At 44.1% G+C, this 22,179-nt stretch carries 11 protein-coding genes; 5 read left to right on the forward strand and 6 right to left on the reverse strand.

What is annotated here, in order from left to right; genetic code table 11:
* Positions 1–41 precede the first annotated feature (41 nt).
* Entirely contained in the window at positions 42–1,313 is a 1,272-nt protein-coding gene (locus ACFQZJ_RS08305) for a serine hydrolase domain-containing protein (RefSeq protein WP_379933780.1), read from the forward strand.
* Between the two features lie 389 nt (positions 1,314–1,702).
* Here ACFQZJ_RS08305 and ACFQZJ_RS08310 read toward each other — a convergent pair whose 3' ends face one another.
* Positions 1,703–4,951, reverse strand: coding sequence for a WD40/YVTN/BNR-like repeat-containing protein (locus tag ACFQZJ_RS08310; RefSeq protein ID WP_379933781.1), 3,249 nt, complete (start codon positions 4,949–4,951; stop codon positions 1,703–1,705).
* A gap of 348 nt (positions 4,952–5,299) precedes the next feature.
* Positions 5,300–8,590 carry an amidohydrolase family protein gene (locus ACFQZJ_RS08315; RefSeq protein WP_379933782.1) on the reverse strand — a complete coding sequence of 1,097 codons (3,291 nt, stop codon included), beginning with the start codon at positions 8,588–8,590 and terminating at the stop codon, positions 5,300–5,302.
* Between the two features lie 204 nt (positions 8,591–8,794).
* Here ACFQZJ_RS08315 and ACFQZJ_RS08320 point away from each other — a divergent pair, with 204 nt between their 5' ends.
* A complete protein-coding gene (locus tag ACFQZJ_RS08320; protein WP_379933783.1) occupies positions 8,795–9,328 on the forward strand; it encodes a hypothetical protein in 534 nt (177 codons plus the stop codon).
* A gap of 3 nt (positions 9,329–9,331) precedes the next feature.
* Here the strand turns inward: ACFQZJ_RS08320 and ACFQZJ_RS08325 are convergent, their stop codons facing one another.
* Positions 9,332–9,931 carry a methyltransferase domain-containing protein gene (locus ACFQZJ_RS08325; protein ID WP_379933784.1) on the reverse strand — a complete coding sequence of 200 codons (600 nt, stop codon included), beginning with the start codon at positions 9,929–9,931 and terminating at the stop codon, positions 9,332–9,334.
* A 334-nt stretch (positions 9,932–10,265) separates the two neighbouring features.
* Between ACFQZJ_RS08325 and ACFQZJ_RS08330 the strand changes: the two genes are divergently transcribed.
* Positions 10,266–13,505, forward strand: coding sequence for a S41 family peptidase (locus tag ACFQZJ_RS08330; RefSeq protein WP_379933785.1), 3,240 nt, complete (start codon positions 10,266–10,268; stop codon positions 13,503–13,505).
* Positions 13,506–13,979: 474 nt separating this feature from the next.
* Entirely contained in the window at positions 13,980–14,798 is an 819-nt protein-coding gene (locus ACFQZJ_RS08335; RefSeq protein ID WP_379933786.1) for a hypothetical protein, read from the forward strand.
* A gap of 157 nt (positions 14,799–14,955) precedes the next feature.
* On the opposite strand, the gene ACFQZJ_RS08340 is transcribed toward ACFQZJ_RS08335, so the two are convergent.
* The 3 genes from ACFQZJ_RS08340 to ACFQZJ_RS08350 form a co-directional block, all read right to left on the reverse strand.
* Complete coding sequence (locus tag ACFQZJ_RS08340; protein WP_379933788.1) at positions 14,956–16,215, reverse strand: metal-dependent hydrolase family protein; 1,260 nt, start codon at positions 16,213–16,215, stop codon at positions 14,956–14,958.
* A 4-nt stretch (positions 16,216–16,219) separates the two neighbouring features.
* Positions 16,220–17,626, reverse strand: coding sequence for an amidohydrolase family protein (locus ACFQZJ_RS08345; RefSeq protein ID WP_379933790.1), 1,407 nt, complete (start codon positions 17,624–17,626; stop codon positions 16,220–16,222).
* Positions 17,627–17,687: 61 nt separating this feature from the next.
* Entirely contained in the window at positions 17,688–18,455 is a 768-nt protein-coding gene (locus ACFQZJ_RS08350; protein WP_379933792.1) for a CDP-alcohol phosphatidyltransferase family protein, read from the reverse strand.
* Between the two features lie 262 nt (positions 18,456–18,717).
* Between ACFQZJ_RS08350 and ACFQZJ_RS08355 the strand changes: the two genes are divergently transcribed.
* The gene (locus ACFQZJ_RS08355) at positions 18,718–22,107 is read left to right on the forward strand and encodes a ThuA domain-containing protein (protein ID WP_379933793.1); all 3,390 of its coding nucleotides are present in this window, start codon (positions 18,718–18,720) and stop codon (positions 22,105–22,107) included.
* The last annotated feature ends 72 nt before the right edge of the window (positions 22,108–22,179 follow it).

Below are 22,179 nucleotides of genomic sequence, written 5' to 3' on the forward strand. Positions count from 1 at the left end.
AAGGGAATTTTTTTATACCAATCAAAATTAAATCTAAATCCGTGAAGTATCTCAAAATTTTGTCAGTTAGTTTGGTTATTGGCATCATCTTCAGTATCACCACGGCGTTTATAAAAGCTTCTACTACAGTTAACGAAACTGTTACCGTGGAGGATTTGGTTATGGATAGTATCCGTAAGGAAAAATTAAAGATTTATAAGGAACGTAAGTTAGCACTGCAAGAGGCATTGGAGCTATATTTCCATAAGGCGATAAGTGCCGGGGATATTGTTGGTGCTGGAGTTAGTATCGTGCAAGGGGATTCCATTGTTATTTCCGACGGATTTGGAAAACGAAGTATAAAAGAGAATGCCAAAGTTGATGGTGAGACCGTATTTAGATTAGGATCGTTATCCAAAGGATTTGGAGGTGTTTTAGCGACCAGTTTACAGGCTGATGGCAGTCTTAGTTTTGATGATGAAATAGTAAGATATTTGCCCGATTTTAAGTTTGGGGATGTAAATAATACCCAAAAAATAAAAATAGAACACATCCTTTCCCATACTTCCGGTACCCCATACCACAGTTTTACCAATTTGGTAGAGGCAGGAATCTCAGTAGCTAAAATAGCCAATAGGTTCAAGGAGGTTACGCCTATAAGTGCTCCGGGATTACAGTATAGCTACCAAAACGCAATGTTTTCTTTAGGTCAGGAAGTCATGCGGAAAGCTACAGGTAAAGACGTTAAGACCTTATTGACCAATACGTTTTTCAAACCATTGAACATGTCGCACATCTCTATGGACCATAGCGATTTGCTAAAGGAAGAAAACATAGCCCTTCCACATAGAAGAAGCGGTAAAAGCTGGCAGACTACCCCATTAACAGACAAATATTATAATGCGGTATTAGCGGGTGGAATCAACGCGAGTTCTTTGGATATGGCAAAATGGATGCGGTTTCTGCTCGGTCATAATCCAGATGTATTGGAACCTGTTGTGATGAAGCAGGCTTTTGAGCCCTTTATAACCCTTGGAAACAATAATAAATATTACCAACGATGGGAGGGTCATGTGAAATCCTCCTACGGTTTTGGATGGCGAATTCATGAATATATGAGAACAGCCGATACCACGGAAACCGTTTGGCACCATGGTGGAAGCGTAAATAACTACAGAAACGAGATTGCCATCTATCCAGATGCAGACCTAGGGATTTGTGTGCTGATTAACGGGAATTCTAAACTTGCTAGAAACGTAATTCCCGACTTACGCGCCATTGTAGAAAAAGAATTCCAAGTGAAGGAAGTAGTTGGTATTGCTGAAAAGGGATAATTTTTCGGTCCTATTCACATTTTAAAGCTTGCTAACTTAACCTTAGCTGCCGATTACACCTGTATTTCACTAAGTTTTTTTGCACTGCTTTCAACCCAATAATCATTGGGTATTTGAGATAAGAACAGCTTTTTTCGGTAAGGGTATCAAAAGTTATAAGCCTTGCTAATCGTTGGTTTTACTAATTTTGCCAAGGAGTTAAGGCATGGGTATACGATACACCTAACTTACTTGGACTATAGCATAGCATCCTCACAGTCACCTGTTTGAAATCAGATTTAAAGTGAAACAGCGCTAGTACGGAGCAAAGTCACATACAAGCGCTGTTTCATAAAAAGGCTATTCGTAGTTATCCGTAATATTTTTAGCTACGGTACCTTATTTGGACATTATTTAAGAGTAAACATCTTTATGTTCTTAAAAGGAGAACTATCCAATTTTTCCATATCCTCCGTATACCCGCTCCATTTCGTGTTAAAAAACGAATTGGTTTTTTCCAGGGCCTCTTTAAGTTCCGCCTCCGCATATTGGATAAGATCGCGCTCTGTTTTTGTTATACCTGTTTTTCGTGTATTTGTATAATAGTTGGCAGTCCTGATACGTTGCATTACCGTAACTTCTGGATTACGGGTAATCCCTTGGCGTTTGTCTACCTTGCCCAAGTACAAAGCAATAATGGAATCTACCTGTTTCATCATATCCTTGGAAGCTTTGATCTGATCTTTGTATTTCTTTTCATCTAGGGCTTTTAGGTCTTTGCTGTATTTTTCAGCAACATTTTTGCTCTCTACCAATTGTTTAACGGCATCTGCCGCTGTTTGGGTCATTTTTTCTATACTTTTCCCCGTTTCGTAAACTTCGTTTATGGCAGTGGTATTTAAAGGTAGTCTTGGGTCCGGCTTTACGGTTATCTCAGTCTCGTCCGTAAGAGTTCCATAACGCATTTTTATGGTATAGGTACCCGGTTTTACATCCATTCCTCCAGATTCCCGTTTGTTTTTTTGAATGGTTCTAGAAGGCCTGTCCGGTCCTTTTTCATCCATTTCCCAATAGATTCTATGAAACCCTGCTTTTTCCGGTGTTTTAAATTTTAAGGTACGTATCAAACGTTCACCATCATAAAAATCGAACTGTATGGAATCCTTTTTTTGCACGCCCGTTAGCTTTGTGCTGCTAGCTGCAGCACGGCTACCGCTATCGTTATTGGCTTCCTCGGTGCTGTCGTCTTCTTTATCACCTATGTTTGATTCGCCGTTTTTCTTTTTTCCTTCTTTTAGGAAATAGGTAATCATAGCACCTTCTTTTCTGTTTTCGGCGTTGTACATGGCATCCGCACCAAATCGGCTTCCTGTGGGTTGTTGGTAGGCAGCTTGGTACGCTGTTGGCGGGGTAAAGAGTTTGGCATCTTTTTCTAAAATGGATTTGTCCGCCGCCAACGCACGCAGTGGTCTAATATCGTCAAGTACCCATGCCGCACGTCCAAAGGTGCCAATGACCAAATCGTGCTCCCTAGGGTGTATTACCAAGTCTTTTGTAGAAACAGTGGGGTAGCCCTCTGTCCATTTTTGCCAATTCGCTGCGCCATCAAAGGAAATATAAAGTCCATCATCGGTTCCCAAGAACAGCAGATTCGGATTTTCAAGATCTTCTATGATACTAAGTGTGTAGCTTTCTACGTCATTACCGTCTACGATTCGCTCCCAGGTCTTACCATAGTCCTTGGTGCGGTAGGCATAGGGCGTATAATTAAACCTGCGGTAATCATTGGCCAGCAAAAGGGCTTCGCCCTTATTTTTGTTGGAGGCTTTTATTTGGGGAATCCAGCTGCCGGCGGGTAAGCCTTTTATGTTTTGCGTTACTTCTGTCCAGCTTTTCCCACCGTTTTGTGTATAATGTACTTTGCCGTCATCCGTTCCTACCCAAAGCATATCCTTTTCTACCGGTGAAGGCTCTATAACCAAAATAGTAGTGTGGTTTTCGGCTCCGGTGGCATCCATACTTAATCCGCCACTTTCGCTTTGTTTTTGCTTTTCCGGGTCGTTGGTGGTCAAATCCGGTGAAATAATGGACCATGTAAGTCCCTTGTCCGGTGTTTTATGTACGAACTGACTCCCAAAATAAGCGGTACTGTTGTCAAATGGGTCTTGTCCAATGGCCGCGTTCCAATTGAATCGAAGCTTGGTGTCGGCATCCGGTGGAGTAGGTTTTACCGTGTAATTGTTGCCCGTAATATGGTCGTAACGTGATACATTTCCCTGCTGGCTCATGGTATATCCAAATTGTGAATTGTCCAGATCGGGTACTACGTCGAAACCATCGCCAAAACTGATTTCCTGCCAATAGCTGTTTCGAATTCCTTGATCGCGCCAAACATAAGCCGGTCCTCGCCAGGAACCGTTATCCTGCATGCCGCCATACACATTGTAGGGAAATTCATGGTCTACGTTAATATGGTAGAACTGCGCCACAGGAATATTACCCACAAAACGCCATGATTTTCCGCCATCCCTGGTAATGTTCATTCCACCATCGTTCCCGTCCATCATAAACTGTCCGTTCTCCGGGTGTATCCACCAGGCATGGTGGTCCGGATGCACTCCGTTATCCACTCGGTACGCTGGCATAAGTTCTGTGAAGTTCTTACCGCCATCCTCTGAAACATTGACGTAAGTAAAAACCGAATACACGCGATTTTCGTTTTGGGGGTCTACGTAGATTTCTGAATAGTAGAATGGTCTGTTTCCGATGTCGGATTTGTTGTTGATCATCTTCCAAGTAAAGCCTCCATCCTCGGATTTGTAGAGCGCATTCTTTTTTGCTTCTACCAATGCATATACAATATCTGGTTTTCCGGGGGCAATAGCAATACCAATACGGCCTAGGTCACCTTTTGGAAGTCCGTCTTCCTCCATAATTTGTTTCCAGTTTTTTCCACCATCATGCGTCATGTACAAGCCGCTGCCTTTTCCACCTGAAGTAAAGAACCAAGGTTCGCGCTTGTGTTCCCACATGGCCACAATGAGTTTGTTTGGATTGGAGGGGTCCATAACCATATCGGCCACGCCGGTTTTGTTGTTTACAAAGAGAATATTCTTCCAAGTTTCTCCGCCATCCGTACTCTTGTACACACCACGTTCCGGGTGCTCGCCCCACGGCGAACCAATAGCACCCACATAGATGGTGTTGGGGTCTGTTGGGTCTATTTTTATGCGATGGATATGTCTGGTTTTCTCCAAGCCCATGGCCTTCCAGCTTTTACCTCCGTCTAAGGATCGGTATATGCCGTAACCACCATTAAGGCTGTTACGAGGGTTTCCTTCGCCCGTGCCCACCCATATCACCGACGGATTGGATTGCTGTATGGCCACCGCACCGATTGATGCCGTAAGTTCGTTATCGAAAATAGGGTCCCATTTGATGCCTCCGGAATTTGATTTCCAAAGTCCGCCAGAAGCAGTACCCACATAAATGATTTCAGGATTGTCCAATACCACGTCAATGGCCGTAACCCTGCCGCTCATGCCGCCCGGACCAATGTTTCTTGGTTTGAGGTCTTGCATTAATTTCATGTCTAAATTCTGTGCAAGTGCGGCACTGATACTAAAAAGAAAAACTAGGGGTCGTAAGAGGTACTTCATCGGATAATGGTATTTATTGGTTTATGGTAACTATGGATTTATAATTATTTAGCACATATTTTAAGTTCTGAGCATGCACGGGAGTGTTTCGTTTTAAGTAGTGAAAGTGTAGTGTCAACAGTACCTGAATGCGGTTGGTCTCAAGAAGAAAAAAGTAAATAGGGTCGCTTTTTTTTTGATTTTGCAAGTAAATACGGTTTTTTCTAACATCTAACATCTAACATCTAACATCTAACATCTAACATCTAACATCTAACATCTAACATCTAACATCTAACATCTAACATCTAACATCTAACATCTAACATCTAACATCCAACATCCAACATCCAACATCCAACATCTAAATTAATCGTGCCCCAAATCGCATCCACAACCCGGTCTTGTAAAGCTTTGGGCTGCTTGGTGCCAGGGGAATGCTTCGTTGTACTTGTTGTTTTCCCACCAGAACTCACTTCTTTCGGTCTCTATGTTGCCTATTTCGTTCATGGTTTCGGTATCATACAGCCTGCCGTTGACCATAGTATGGGTAACCGTCTCGGTGTTCCGGATGTCTTCGAGTGGATTTTTGTCCATGACGATAAGGTCTGCCAGTTTCCCTTCCTTTAGCGATCCTATTTCGTTGCCGGCTCCTATGTAATGTGCACCATTGATGGTGGCGGCTTCCAAGGCTTCCATATTGCTCATGCCACCTTGATGCAACAACCAGAGTTCCCAATGTGCCCCTAAACCTTGTAATTGGCCGTGTGCGCCAAGGTTCACCTTTACACCCTTGTCCGTCAATGCCTTAGCTGTTTTGGATACCAGTATATGTCCGTTTTCATATTCTTCGTCCGGAATCATGGTGCGGTATCGGGAGCGCGCATCTACAATTCCCCTTGGGGTATATTTTAGCAATTTTTCATTCTCCCAAACATTATCCTTTTGGTAGAAAAAATATTCTCCATTGATACCGCCAAAAGTAACGATCAAGGTTGGTGTGTAGCCTGTTTTACTGGTTTTCCAAAGTTCAAGCACGTCCTTATAAACCGGAGCTACGGGGATGTTGTGTTCAATTCCTGTATGGCCGTCCATGATCATGCTCATGTTATGGTAGAAGGTAGAACCGCCTTCTGGTACCACGTTAATGCCCAGTTCGCGTGCCGCTTGCATCACCTGCTGCCGCTGTTCCCGTCTAGGCTGATTATAGCTTTTGACCGATTGTGCCCCGTATGCTTTTGTTCTGCGGATAGAGGAGCGTGCATCTTCCAAACGGTTGATGGGTGCCTTAAAATCGCCATCCGCACCATATAGGATGATGCCCGTGGAATAGAGCCTAGGCCCCACCATTTGTCCGCTTTTAATGAGTTCGGACATGGCGAAGATAGATTCCGTATTGGCGGACGGGTCGTGCGCTGTAGTTACCCCAAAGGCCAGGTTGGCATAAAACTGCCAATGTTTTTGTGTGGTAAGTCCGTACCGGAAACCGCCAATATGTGCATGGGCATCTACGATGCCGGGCATAATCGTTTTGCCGGTCGCATCTATTACGTTGGCATTGTTGGGGACGCTAATATCCGAAGCATTTCCCATGGCCTCTATTTTATTGCCGTTAACCACCAAGGTTCCGTTTTCAATAACCGTTCCGTTCTCCATGGTAAGGATACGGGCGTTGGTAAAGGCTATCCTCCCTTTGGGCTTGTCCATTTTTGCCGTGAGTCCTACAGCCACACCAACGGTATCCATGGCAGGTACCGTTTCTGGGGAACCTTCTAAAAAGGTATACCTGTCCTTAATGTCATTTGAAAAATAACGATTTCCCAAGGTCCAGTGCACCGTTTTACTATCCTTGGACCAATGTAGGTTTATACCGGCATCTTTGGCAATTTGTGAAACGGGTACGAAGGTTGATTTGTCATCCAAATCCAACGTTTTTCCGTTCAGTACCAAAGGCGCTATATAAGCCTTATGCAGGTTGGTAAAGGCGATCCATTTGTTGTCCGGACTGGGCACCAACCGGTTCGCGTATTTGGATTTGATGTGTGTGCGTTCGTCCGAGCCGTTTAGGTCAACAGATTTTAGTTCCTTGGTAAGACTTCCAAAATAGGTACCTCCTGTTTGGTAGAAGATGCGGCTACCGTCTGCCGTATATTGTGGATATTCTCCCTCTTTCGTAAGTCTTTTTAGGGCACTTCCATCGTTTTTCATGGTGTAAATACCCGAATTTTTGCCAAAACTCAGTCCTTGGTCCGTATTGCCTCCTTCTTTATGAAATACGATTGCCGTCCCGGACGGACTAAAGGCAGGATTTCTGTAGATACCCTTTTCCGTTGTTAGTTTTTTAGAGGTTCCGCCTTGTGTGGGGATGGTACGAACGGCACCCAATTGCGTGTCGTTCCAGGTAACGTATACCAGTTTTTTCCCATCGGGCGAAAAGGCAGGTTCCGCTTCAAAGTCGGTCGCATCCGTTAATCGTTTTGGGGTGCCATTGGGCAATCTTTTGGTCCATAAATGACCCAGCGCATTGAATACCATAGTTTTGCCATCGGGCGAGGTGACCGCATGGCGAATCACTTTGGGGTCAAAAGTATCCATGTCTACCGGGTTGTTAAAATGCACGGTCTCCGCTATGGGAATTCTTGCATCTACCGTAAAGGGAATGTTGGTAACGGCGAGGGTTTCAATGTTAATTTTATGAATTTTCCCCTTGCTCCAAAATAGGAGTTCTTTGTTTCCGGGCATCCAACTGTAATTGGGATAGACCCCAAAGATGGCCCAAGCTTCTTTTTGGTCCTTGTTTAAATCGTCAAATAGCGGCCATTCTTCACCGGTGGTCAAATCGTGTAGATAGAGCACTGTTTTGGTGCGAACCCGCTTTACAAAAGCGAGAAGTTTTCCGTCCCTTGAAATTTGCGGTCTTGCCGCGCCGCCCGGCCCACCCGTTACCGTTGTGGTCTCACCTGTCTCAAATTCATATCTTTTTATGGTGTAAATCTGCTTATTGGGGTCCTTATTGTATTGAAAGAAGCCTCCGGGATATACATCTTCACTGTAATACAAATACATCCCATCTGGCGATACTGTAGGCTCGTTAACATCTTGTTGGTCGTTTTTACGTTTGGTGAGCTGCAACCCTGAACCTCCCGTCTTGTGATATTGCCATATTTCCCCTGCACCCAAGGAACGCGTCCCTGTAAAGTGTTTTCTGGCAACGATATAATTCCCGTCAGGCATCCAGTAGGGGTTGTTCAATAGGCGGAAGTTTTCTTTCGTTATGGCCTTGGCGTCCGCACCATCGGCCTTCATTATCCATATATTGTCCCCACCACCGGCATCGCTGGTAAATGCGATATGCTTGCCATCGGGACTAAAACGTGGTTGTACCTCAAAGGGGATTCCGCTGCGCAGGGCTTTTGCCTTACCACCGGTGATAGGCATGGTGTAGATATCGCCCAATAGGTCGAATACGATTGTTTTTCCATCGGGACTCACATCCAAGTTCATCCACGTACCTTCATCCGTGGTAAAGGCGTGGTCCTTGTAATTGAACTCGCTTCCAGGGTTGTATACGTCCCATGTTTTGGTGTCTTTTTTGTTTTCTTGGGAATAGGTAAAAAGGCATGTAGATAGCAGTGCTGTGAGCAGTAGTTTTCTGGTCATTTATGGTACGTTTTTTAGTCGGTTAAATATAGTGAAAAGGAAGGGTGTATTTCTTAAAAACGTGTTAACAGTACTTCCAGTGTCATAGTTGTTTTTTCAAGTTACTTAGCATTAAATCGGTTGGATTTGTAGCAAAGTCGGTAACGTCCGTAACAAACGGTGTAAAACTGCGTCCTACTTAGTACATCAATCAAATCAAAACCTATGAAAAATCAATTCTCTCAAAACCTTAGAATTTTAATTACCACAGTAGTTACTTTACTGGTATGGGGACATATCGCTTGGGACTACTTTCATGAAGGCATCCCTACGCATTATATATTTCAAAGCGACGATATGCCCGGCCTACCTAATTGGTGGGGCGGTATCGTTTTGCCTTTCTTTACGTATTTTTTATTGTTCCGTATTTCAAAAAGGCTAAATCAACCTGAAAATGGAGAATCGTTACAACTAATTGGTTTACGTTTTTTTTTGGGTGTTTTATTTGCAATGAGTATCTCCGTTGCATTTATGAACGGTATTGACATTACCGATTACATTATGGGATCGATATTTCTATTGGCGTTTGTTTTTCCTTTGTATAAATCCGAATATTTTTTGGGCTGGGTTCTTGGTAGCTCATTTACTTTTGGGGCAATAATCCCCATACTGTTTGGAAGTATGCTCTGCTTGATTTTCTTTTTAAGCTACCAATTGGTACGTGTGATTAAAAAGCTGTTAAGGCCTAAAATGAATTAGCACTTAATTTTTTTTAAATATCCCAAAAAGTTCCTTTCCCTCTCTTGGTCCGATAGAGTTGTAACACCTTTCAAAAGTAATGGTTTCAAAATAGAGGCTTAAGTATTTAATATATAGGGATTTGTTTCCTCCAAAAGGACGTTTTTCCATATCGCCGGTCAAGGGGAAATCGAACCAAAGGCCTACTAATTTTCCATTTTGTTTTAAAAGTGAGGCCATCTGTTTGGCATATCTATTACGGTTCTCGTCCGTGGGAACAAAGGAACAAAAGAAGGTCTGTTCTAGAATAAGGTCATATCTTCCTTTATGTTCAAAAAAGTTCCCATGGATCACCTGCTTGTCCGGAAAATCCGGATTTCTTTTTTTGAAAGTTGAAAGGGGCAAGTGTGCAATATCGATAAGCGTTACGTTGTTAAACCCTTGGCTCCAAAGATATTCCGCCTCATAACCGTTGCCTGCACCCGGAATCAAAATACGGATGGCTTTATCCTCCAGTTGGTCAATATAGGTTTTTAAGGGAGTGGACGGGTATCCGATGTCCCAACCTGTACTTTTATTTTTGTAACGCGCTGTCCAATATCCTTTTTCCGTGTCGGTATCCAAGTTGCTTTTGTTTAGTGTTCAAGACAAAGATAAGCGTATGCAGTTAACAGTAATCAGTTTTAAGTAGGCAGTAATCAGTAAGTAGTATTCAGTAAGCAGTAGACAGTAACTTGAAGGCTACTTTGACTGGCAGGCTAGACTTTTGTATTTGTACTTGTCTAGGTATTTGAGCGTAGACTCGAACTTGATTTAGCTTAGCTTCAACCTTGAACTTGGTTTTGTATTTGAACCCTCCTGCGGCGGGCAGGCTTGACACTTGAACTTTAGCTTCAATTGGTACAATACCCGCAATTCCCTATCTTGGAACACTTTTAATCGTCATGAAAAACATAAAATGAAAAACCAACTCTTTACTACTATTTGTATCCTATTCGTTAGTGCACTCCAAGCGCAGGTAACACCGCAATGGGCTAGGTATTCCGCAGTTTCTCCAGATGGGGAGATCATTGCGTTTACCTATAAGGGCGATATTTACAGTGTACCCACGCAGGGAGGGATTGCTACGCAACTTACCTTCCATACCGCACACGATTATGGAGTAGTTTGGAACAACGATGGTACGGCTTTGGCTTTTGCCTCTAATCGCTTTGGTAATTTTGATGTGTTTACGATGGATGCCAAGGGCGGTTCGGAGAAACGGCTCACTTTTCATAGCACGGATGAGATGCCCTATACCTTTTCCGCGGATGATACATCGGTTCTGTTCAAAGCGGCCCGGCAAGATGCCGTTACGCACCGGCAATATCCAATAAGCAGGCAAGCGGAACTGTACAGTGTTCCGGTATCGGGCGGTAGGGTAGATCAGGTGCTCACCGTTCCTGCCGAGGAAGTGGATATAAATGCGGATGGCACACAGATGGTGTATCAGGATATGAAGGGGTTTGAAGATCCTTTTAGAAAACATCACGTGTCGGCCATCACTAGGGATATTTGGAAGTATGACATGGTTTCGGGAAAACATACCATGCTCACCTCGTTTAAAGGGGAGGATAGAGATCCGGTATTCGCGCCCGATCAACAAAGTATCTATTATTTAAGCGAGGCCAGTGGCTCGTTCAACGTGCATAAACTACGTTTGGGTAATCCATCCGAAACCGAGCAATTGACCTCGTTCAAAACACATCCCATTCGTTTTTTAAGTATTGGCGGGGATACCATGGTATTCAGTTATGATGGGGAAATATACCGATTTAAAGAAGGGTCGCAGCCTGAAAAAGTAGACATCCTCATTCGTACCCAAAATGCCAAGAATATGGTGGAATACGTTAGCGTCAATGGCGGTGTTCGGGAAATGGATATTGCTCCCAACGGCAAGGAAATTGCATTTATAAGCAGGGGCGAGGTATTCGTGACTTCGGTGGACGGTACCCTTACAAAAAGGTTGACCAACACGCCGGAACAAGAACGGTTCGTGAAGTTTACACCCGATGGTACCTCTGTGGCCTATGCCAGCGAAAGAGGTGGTAAGTGGGCAATTTACAAGTCTTCAAAAACACGATCGGAAGAGCCCTATTTCTTTGCGGCTACGCTGATACAGGAAGATACCTTATTGGCAAAACCAACCGATGTCTATCTACCTGAATTTTCCCCGGATGGCGAATCTATGGCGTATATAGAAGGGCGTAGGACATTAAAAGTCAGAAACTTAAAAACAAAGGCTGAAGTTACCTTATTAACGCCAAAGGAATTATATCACTTTTCGGACGGAGATAAAAATTTTAAATGGAGTCCGGACAGCAAATGGTTGTTGGTAGATTGGGGCGTTACCTTAAGCAACAATGAAATTTTGTTAATTTCCGCCGATGGCAAAACACGCATGAACCTGACCGAAAGCGGTTATGCGGATACTTCCCCAAAATGGGTGAACGACGGAAAGCAATTGATTTGGTTCGCCAACCGCGAGGGACTTAAAAGTTATGCCACCAGCGGCAGAACGGAATATGATGTGTACAGCATGTTCTTGACCCAAGATGGCTGGGATAAATTCAACATGTCCAAAGAGGAATATGATTTGATGAAACTGATCCAAGAGGGCGATACTACGGAAGATGACGAATCCGATGACAAAGCGGACAAGAAGAAAAAGAAAAATGCCGATGCTACAGCTAAAGAAAAGGTGAAGCCGCTACGATTTGATATGGAAAACCTACGCGAGCGCAAGGCCAGACTCACCATTCACTCTTCTAAACTTAGTGATGCCGTCTTGTCCAAAGATGGGGAAAAACTGTATTATTTAACGCGATTTGAAAAGGGCCTAAATCTATGGGAAACCGAAATCCGGACCAAAAGCACCAAGATGCTAATTGGGCTAGATGCGAAATCTGGTAGTTTGTCCTGGGACAAGAAGCAGGAGAACCTCTTTTTATTGGCTGATGGAAAAATATCCAAAATTGATACCAAGGCAGCAAAAAACGAACCTGTAAAGATCAAAGCGGAAATGATTTTGGATGCCGATGCCGAACGCCAGCACATGTTCGATCATGTTTGGTTACGGACCAATGGCATTTTTTACACCTCCGATTTTCATGGTGTGGATTGGGAGGCAATGCGAACGGAATACCAAAAATACATTCCGCATATTGGTAATTCCTATGAGTTTGCGGAGCTCTTATCGGAGATGTTGGGGGAATTAAATGTATCCCACGCCGGCGGAAGGTTCAATGATGATATTAAAAATGGGGATAAAACCGCATCCTTAGGCATTTTTAGGGATTATGCGCACCAAGGGAACGGTATAAAAATCGCCGAGGTGATAAAAGGAGGACCGTTGGACAAAGCTGGTTTTGACTTAAAACCAGGGATGGTCATCGAGAAAATCAATGGAGAAACGGTATTGCCTTCGCGCGATATCGCTAGTTATCTGAACCGGATGGAGGGTACCTTTATGTTGTTGGATATTTTGGATGCCGATGCTAAAAGAAAGCAGGTTACCGTAAAACCGATTAGCCTGCAAGAAGAAGGAAGGCTGTTGTACAAACGTTGGGTAAAACGGAACGAAGCAGAGGTAGCCAAAGCTAGCGATGGTAAATTGGGCTATGTACATATTCCGGGTATGAGCGATGGTCCTTACCGTACAATTTACGACCGTATGATGGGTAAATTCTCCGATACCAAAGCCGTAATCGTAGACACCCGTTTTAACGGTGGAGGCGATTTGGTGGCCGATCTGGCCATGTTCTTCACGGGTATTCCTTTTTTAAGTTATGAGACGGAGGATAGAAAAGTAGGTGGGGAACCCACCTCACGATGGACCAAACCTACCTTGGCCATGTTCAACGAGTCCATGTACAGCGATGGTTCTTGTTTTGCCAGTGGCTATGTGGATTTAAAAATTGGAAAAACAGTGGGTATGCCGGTTCCTGGAACCTGTAGTTTTGCGGGTTGGGAGCGCCTGCCCAATGGAGGTAGGTGGGGCGTAGTTCCCGTTAGCGCCAAGAACAAAGCGGGGGAGTGGCTGGAAAACAACGAGACCGATCCTGAGATTTTGGTCAAAAATCAACCGGAACTCATTGCAAAAGGTCGGGATGAGCAACTGGAACGCTCCATTGAGGTGTTGTTGAAGGAGGTGGAGTAGCTTTTAAAGGTCGATCTGATGATCTGGTTTTTTGACGCACTTGAAATTTTTGATTTGTCGGTCTAAGGTGGATATCTATGTCCGTGCATCCTTTAATGACAAGGAACTGTATTCCAAAAAAATAGCATTTACCTTCATAACAATACCCTTTAAATTGCGTTGTACGCACATCGTTTATGTTGAATAAGGGCCATTTTCCCTGTTTTCGGGGATAGGCTCCTTTAACCAAGGCAATATCTTTGAACGCAAATGATGTATTGGAATTACGTCATAAAGCACCGTAATACCATTCAGATGGCTTTTTGTCTATTTGGACACCGCATCACAATGGTAAATTCGAAAAAAGTTGCACAACGATACTAATTATAACAACGCGGAGCTGTAGACGTATTTCTGATGGGTAATTTGGATTGTATACTATTTAGTTTGTGAATCGAAGTGTACGGGCAATAAACAATTTTTAAAATAAATAATATGTCAAGTTTTAACGAAATGGATACCATAGTACTTACCGCATTGGGAGCAACTACGGAACAAGTAAGTCGATTGGCGGCTATGGGCATTAACACAAAACAGGCCGTTGCCGCTTTAGGGAATGGAGCGACCTTAACGGCCATGGCGGGTATCGATACTACCGCGGCCACTAATATCCTAGCTTGGGCGTCCATCGATTTAGAAGGTGACGATGATGGTGGGGCGCAACAAACCGCTGACGCATACACACCACAACAAATAGCGTTTGAAATTGCACCTTTGGAAGATTATACAAGCTTGATCAACGGGGCAAGAAGCGAGAACGAAATTAATTCCGCACACGAAGCGGCTGTTTCCGAAATTTATGGCAGACTAAGTGTAACGCCATCGGACACCAACGAAATCTATAATTTTGGAAGAAGTTTGTCCATAATGCTAGAACCTGCATTGGACAAAATCAATACTGGGGAAGCCGTCAGTGCAGAAGCGGCACAGTTACTGTCCATAACCGAATCCTATTTTAAGAAAGCGATCGAGATGTTCAACGGTTTTGGTAGGGCACGGATCATGTATGCCTATCTGCTGTGTATGCAAAAACGATTTCAAGAGACCATAGACATTGTGGAGCCTGCCTTAACCTTGCAGGAAGGTGGCCAGGATTGGATGACCGCGGCATATTGGTATTTATTTGCCAAAGCCTCCGTGGGCGATACCTATGCGAATGCCTCGGAAGTATATCTGAAATTTAAAGCGTATGCCGCTCCGGGAAGTCGTGAAGAGCGCTTTGTGGAAAATACCTTGGTCCATTACTTTGAGTAGGGCGTAAACCACAGGTTTTTACTTTCAAAAATCCAGCTTTTGGCTTGTATTCCAAACAATTAAACACGGGGTTCTGTTTATATAATAAGAATCTTTTTTCCAATTATTTCGAAATTGGAAAAACAGCCCCGTTCAGAAAGTGTATTGTTAAAAGGGGTTAGTTTTTATTGAACGGCTTATAAATCACCCCATCCTTCATCACAAAACTGACATCCTTCATGGCCGAAATATCCTGTAGGGGATTGCCTTGTACGGCAATAATATCGGCCAGAAAACCTTTTTCCAATTTTCCTAGGGAATCCAAATGAAACATATCGGCGTTGCCCGAAGTGGCGGAGATAAGGACGTCCAAAGGCTTCATGCCGTATTCCACCATTAATTCCATTTCCCGGTAGTTCTCTCCATGGGTAAAAACACCAACATCACCTCCAAAAACAATGGGAACACCCGATGCTAAGGCCAATTTAAAAGAAGCTTTCTTTTTTGAAATACGTTCCGGATCTGGTTCTTTTCCTTTTTTCCAGCCACGGTATTGCGTAATGGCATCTCCTGCTGCCAAGGTAGGGCAGTAGCCTATGCCTTTTTCCTTCATCAATTCAAATAGTTCCAAGCTGCCGCCATCCCCGTGTTCAATGGTTTCCACACCGGCATTTATGGCTCGTTTCATACCTTCAGGGGTACTTGCATGTGCTACTGCGTATTTTCCTGCACTGGTTGCGGTCGCTACCATGGCGTCCAGTTCTTCCTGTAAAAAGGTAGGCTGGGAGGCCGCTCCGGGCGTCCATCGATAATCGGCATATATTTTGATAAGATCGGCACCGTTGCCCATTTGCCGCCGAACAGCCTCGATGACATTGGAAACCCCACTAACGGGCTCCGCGCCCAAAGGAACGCTTACCCCGTCATGAAAACCTTTTGGTCCGTAGGCGCCGGTGGCCACAATTGCAGGTCCGGCTACCAATAATCTTGGGCCGGGAATAATACCTTGGTCAATCGTTTTTTTCAGGTATACGTCGGTATAGCCCGCTCCTTCGGCTCCTAAGTCGCGCATGGTGGTCACTCCTGCAAGAAGGGAGTTTCGTGCATGTACGGTTCCCCGTATGGCACGCTCTGCTGGCGATTCTTTTAACACTTGATCGTTCCAAGACGTTTCGTTGTAGGGATGTAACAATACGTGGGAGTGGCCTTCAATAATTCCGGGCATTAAAGTGTTTCCCTCCAATAGTATGGTTTTTGCATTTTTGGGTATTTTAAAACCTGCTGATGGCCCTGCATAACGAATACTGTTCTGTTCTACCAGAACAATCCAATCTGTATGCATTTCCATACCATCAAATACGCGCGAAGGTTGTAAAATAGTCTGTCCATGCGATAGTTGCAAGACCAATAGTGTGGATAGTAGCAGTAGTTTGTTCATTTGTTTACTTGGTATTGTTCCGTAACGCTTCTAACTTGTCGTTAAGTACTTTTTGCTCCCAGGCCTTCCCTTGTTTAATGACCATACTTATGTTTTGTGTTTGGGAGATATCCTGTAGCGGATTTCCTTTTAGTATAACGATATCCGCAATTTTACCTGCAGCGATATTTCCGTAATCACTGTCTTTTTTAAGAAACCGGGCACCATTATAGGCCGATGTTTTTAAGGCTTCCAAAGGTGATATTCCAAGCCTTACCATTTGGGCCAATTCTTCATGTAGCGAAATACCCGGATAGGTGTAGGAATTAAAGGCCCCACTGTCCGAACCTGCCAAGAGACCCACGCCGGAATCGTGAAGGGATTTGGCCAGTTCACCAAAAAAGCGCTGCAATGCCTTACGGTCTTTTGTTTGCTGTTCGCTGGCGTTCAAGGCACGTTGTACGCGTCCGTTATAGGTTGCTACGATGCCGTCGTCCATAAAGCTTAAATAAGGGTCGTTTTCATGATTCACTTCGTCCAAATAACTCAATATTTCACCAATATGAAGTGTGGGAACGACGTAAATAGCATTTGTTTTCAACTTGGTAAAAGTCTTTTGGGCCGTGGTATCGGCATAGCTTTCCATGAGCAAAGGCATGGCATCCCAAAACCCGATTTCCTTTTTGGCCAAGCGTTCGGTAATTTCTTTTTCGTTGGCGGAACAGCCTTTCATGATATAGTACAAATGCTCCACGGCATCTACCCCGGCATCAATGGTTTCATCTAAAGTGACGGTAAAGGGCATGTGACCGGAGCTTATCAGGTTTCGTTTTTCGGCCGCCTTTAAGGTGTTCAAGTAATGCTCACCCGTAATTCGGCTATCGTATAGTTTTATGAAGTCTACCGGTATGCTTTCAAGGGAATCCAAGGCGATTTCAATGTCAGTTATATCGGACACTTCCAAAGATCCGGCCCAAGTACTGTTTGGCCCGTCTATTTTAGGTCCGGAAGTGTATATGGTAGGCCCTAGGAGTGCACCGGAAGCAATACTGGCTTTCCATTCCATGACCGAGGTGGTAAGGTCTCCACCGGCATCTCGAACCGTAGTAATGCCATTGGCCATAAATAGGGTTAAAAAATCTTTATTGGCTTCGATCACGGAATCACCGCCTCTAAAATGCACGTGATTGTCCCAAAAACCGGGAAGTATAAATTGGTCGGTCGCATCTATCGTTTGCATAGCGGACACCGTAGTTAGATCTTCCGGTGGTAGTAATTTTAAAATCTTACCATCGGTAATCAGCACGTTCTGGACTGCAATCGTACCCGTTTCCAAGTCGATCACATTCCCGTTTTTTAGAAGGATGTCGTAGCTTACTTTTTCATCGACCTTACAACCAACAACAACTAAGGATGCAAATACGAAACACATAGGTAAAAAGAAACAACCCCTCATAAACATGAATTTAGAATGGAGGGAAGGTAAAAAATAATTAGCGATTTATAACTCTTCTTATCCCGATAAAGATTAAGATAAAAGCTGAATATCCTATAAAGAAAGGGATAATATACTGGTCTAAACCAAGTACCAACATGCAACCAATAAGTAACAATTGAAACCCGAGTCCAAAGGTAGAAACCGCTGTCATGAACCACCTGGGCAGGTGTTCGCTATGTGCCGCTTTACGATCCAGTTGGTAAATGATGCGGTCAAAAATACCGTATAGTAAGGTATAAAGGGAAAAAAGAATGTTTACGTTACGTTGGCTTTCGTTGCCTATAGCCCTTGGCGTATCCGTTTCAAAGACCCTACTGGTGGTATCCCCGTTATGTTTGTTTCGCAGGATTACGTAGTAGTAGTTGTAGAGCGTGCCTTGCAGTTGAATACCGAAAAAAGCAGTGAGGGTAAGCAACAAAGAACCGTTGGTGACATACCAAATGGTGATTAGAATGAGTAGGTTTAGGATGATATCCGAAACCGAATCCAAGTATCTTCCGGTGTGGGACGGTGTGTTTTTTTCCCGTGCCAATTCCCCGTCGGCAGCATCTAAAACCGACTTTAAGACAAGAAAGAACAAGGTGGCCCAGTAGTATTGGTTCAAGAGACAGGCAATAGCGATAAGGCCTGCCACTACGAACATAATGGTTACATGTACGGGCGTAAACGATGTGTGTTTTAAGGACTTTGCAATAACTTTTGCAACAGGTCTACCGTAATCCGATAAATCCAAGAATTGATGTTCCTTGGGCAATTTTGACATATACCTTGGACGAAAAAGGAAAACCAATAACGGAAACACGCTGGCTTGGTACACCTTTAAACATCCAAAAACAAAAGTAAACTTAATTCTAATATCTGCTAGCTTCCTTTCTTAGGAATTTGATTTTTTCAAACCAGGATTTTTTTAAGTCAACAGGTTTCCATACGTTAAAATTACAGGAATACCATTGAAATACTATTGTGAGATCTGTTTCCAATGGCTAACTTTAAAACTTTAATAGTTATATCCACATCCATTTTACATGAAAAAAACCACTTTTTTACTCGTTACGATCCTAGCTTTTGCTTTTTTCTCCTGCAGCACCAAAAGAGAGGGGCCGCCTAAAGTGCTGGTTTTTTCAAAGACCATGGGATTCAAACACAGTTCCATACCTGCCGGAATGGATGCCATGCTAAAGCTTGGTGCAACACATGGCTTTGCCGTAGACACCACAAAGAACGCAGCCCTTTTTACCGAAGATAATTTAAAGCAGTATTCCGCGGTCGTTTTTCTAAGTACGACCGGGAATGTGTTAAACCATTATCAAGAGGCCGCTTTTGAACGCTATATCCAAGCGGGAGGTGGTTTTGTAGGCGTGCATGCGGCCGCGGATACGGAGTATGATTGGGGCTGGTACACCAAATTGGTAGGCGCACAGTTTTTGAGTCACCCTGCAGGAACGCCGGAGGCCGATTTCCATATCAAGGACAACAGCTTTCTGGCGACCGAACATTTTACGGATACAGTTTGGCACAGAGCGGATGAAATTTACAATTACAAAAAGATAAATCCGGATGTAAGGGTTGTCATGACCGTTGATGAAACCAGTTACGAGGGCGGTGAAAACGGGGAGAACCATCCCTTTGCTTGGTATCACGAGTTTGATGGTGGAAGGGCTTTTTACACAGGAGCGGGCCATACGGAGGCCAGTTATTCGGAAGAACTTTTTCTACAGCATCTCTTAGGCGGAATACAATATGCCATAGGCGATAACGAGCAGTTGGATTACGCAAAGGCATCTTCGCAAATTCCGCCAGAGGTAGACCGATTTTCAAAAATAACCTTGACCGAGGGAGAATTTTTTGAACCTACGGAAATGACCATTTTACCCAATAACAATGTCCTTATTGCGCAACGCAGGGGAGAAGTGTTGCTTTACAATGCGGAGACCAAAGAGGTTACTGAGGTAGCCAAACTGGATGTGTATCACAAAACTTTGAATACCCCCGGAGTAAATGCAGAGGAAGGACTTATGGGCATACAAAAAGACCCTAACTATGCCACAAACCACTGGATATATCTGTTTTATGCCCCTACGGGTGATGAAGAGGTAAATCGCTTATCCCGATTTAAATTTACCGAGGGTGTTTTTGACATGGCTTCGGAACAAGTGATCTTGGATGTAGCGAGCGATCGTGAAATCTGCTGCCATACCGGGGGCTCTATTGCCTTTGGGCCGGACGACCTTTTGTATTTGTCCACCGGAGATAATTCCACACCATTCAATCAAAAGGGCGTAAAATACATCAACAGTGGTTATGCACCTTTGAACGACTTGCCCGGTAGCGAGCAATATGATGCCCGCAGATCGTCTGCAAACACCAATGATCTTAGGGGTAAAATCCTAAGAATAAAAGTGAACGAAGATGGCAGTTACGATATTCCGGAAGGGAACCTATTTCCGGTAGGAACGGACAAAACACGACCTGAGATATATACCATGGGACACCGTAACCCCTACCGTATATCCGTGGATAAGAAACGGGGTTATGTGTATTGGGGAGATGTAGGTCCGGATGCCAGAGCGGATAGTTTGGAAACAAGAGGCCCTCGGGGTTATGATGAAATGAACCAAGCGCGGGAGGCCGGAAATTTTGGTTGGCCTTTGTTTATCGGAGATAATAAACCCTATCGGGAATACGATTATAGTACGGGGGAATCCGGCGGGCTCTTTGATCCGGAAAATCCAGTTAATAATTCGAGAAACAATACAGGGTTGACCAACTTGCCTAAAGCAATGCCCGCTTATGCCTTTTATCCGTACGCCGAATCCCAGGATTTTCCTCAATTGGGCACGGGCGGCAGAAACGCGATGGCGGGTCCTACGTACTATTCGGACCTATATGAAGGCACGGAAAAGCTTCCAAGCTATTATGATGGCAAGGTCATTATTTACGACTGGATGCGCGGTTGGATGAAGGCCATCCATCTGAACGAGGACGGCAGTTACTCCAAAATGGAGCCCTTTGCCTCGGATATAGTCGTAAACAATCTCATAGATATTGAGGTGGGACCCGACGGAAAAGTCTATCTCTTGGAATATGGCAGTGGTTGGTTTTCAAAAAATGCAAATGCCGGGCTAGGCTATATCGAATATAACGGCGGAAATAGACCACCCTTAATAGATGCTTTGATTGTTGACAAAACCTCGGGTCAGTTGCCCTTGTCCATTACGGCTACCGTAAGCGCAAGAGATCGCGAGAACGATAGCATGACCTATGTTTGGGATTTAGGGAATGGGGAGACAAAGGAAACGACAACGCCTGAAATCTCACACTCCTATGCCGTTGCCGGAGATTACAGGGTTTCGGTAGAAGTAAAGGATACCGCTGGTGAGTCGGCAAAAAGTAGCCCCGTTACGGTGGTGGCCGGTAATTCGAGACCGGAACTAAAGATTAATATCACAGGAGGAAACGCTTCGTTTTTTATCCCTGGCCAAGATGTACAGTACGCCGTAAGTGTAACGGATGCCGACGGTGCCATCAACGAGGATAATATCTTTGTAAGTGTAGATTATATCGAAGGTATGGATAAAGTAGCAATGTCCCTTGGGCATCAGCAAGTTTCTGCGGCGGTAACCGGTAAGGCACTTACGCAAGCTATGGACTGTAAGACCTGTCATAAGGAGTTAAAGGCTTCCATTGGCCCAAATTATATGGAAATTGCCCAAAAATATAAAGACCAAAAAGATGCCATAACCTATTTGCAAAAGAAAATAGTTGAAGGAGGTACGGGTGTATGGGGCGAAGTTATGATGCCTGCACACCCCGACGTTACCTCGGACGAATCTAGGCAAATAGCCCTTTATATTCAATCCTTAGCTTCCGACGGTGTTAAAGTACCATCGTTACCGGTAAAAGGAAAGGTACGCCCGGAGACCAAAAATCCCAGTGAATTAATGGTCATTACCGCAAGTTACACCGACGAAGGCGCAGAAGGAGCCATACCCTTGACTGGTTCTACTTCCGTTGCATTATCAAGTAACACTATTGGCTTTTCAGAGTCCACAAAAACCAATAATATGACAGCAATGACTTTTGGTGGAATAGATTTATTGGTGCTTACAGGCGAAAAAGGATGGTTTGAAATTGAGGATATTGACCTCTCCGGAGTGCAGATGGTGGTACTTGGAGCCGGATGGCAGGAAGCCCCAAAAGTTGTTTATCATTTTGATGTACGTGTAGACGCACCGGACGGTAAGATCATTGGTAAGGGTTCTTTACCGGTTCAACCGGAGGGTACGCAGGGCGGTGCCATAGTTCTTCCTTTCACGGAAAAACCAAATGGAAAACATAAGCTTTACATTACGGGAGCCGTAGCAGAAGGTGAAACCCCGGCCATGCTCGCCGTGGTGAACGCTACCTTCAAGTAATAATTTTTTTTTCAATAGAAAAGTCCGTTCAACGCGGGCTTTTTTTGTTTTTTCCCTTGTAGGATGCAATTT

This window comes from Maribacter chungangensis (assembly GCF_042676845.1).
GTDB classification, from domain to species: domain Bacteria; phylum Bacteroidota; class Bacteroidia; order Flavobacteriales; family Flavobacteriaceae; genus Maribacter; species Maribacter chungangensis.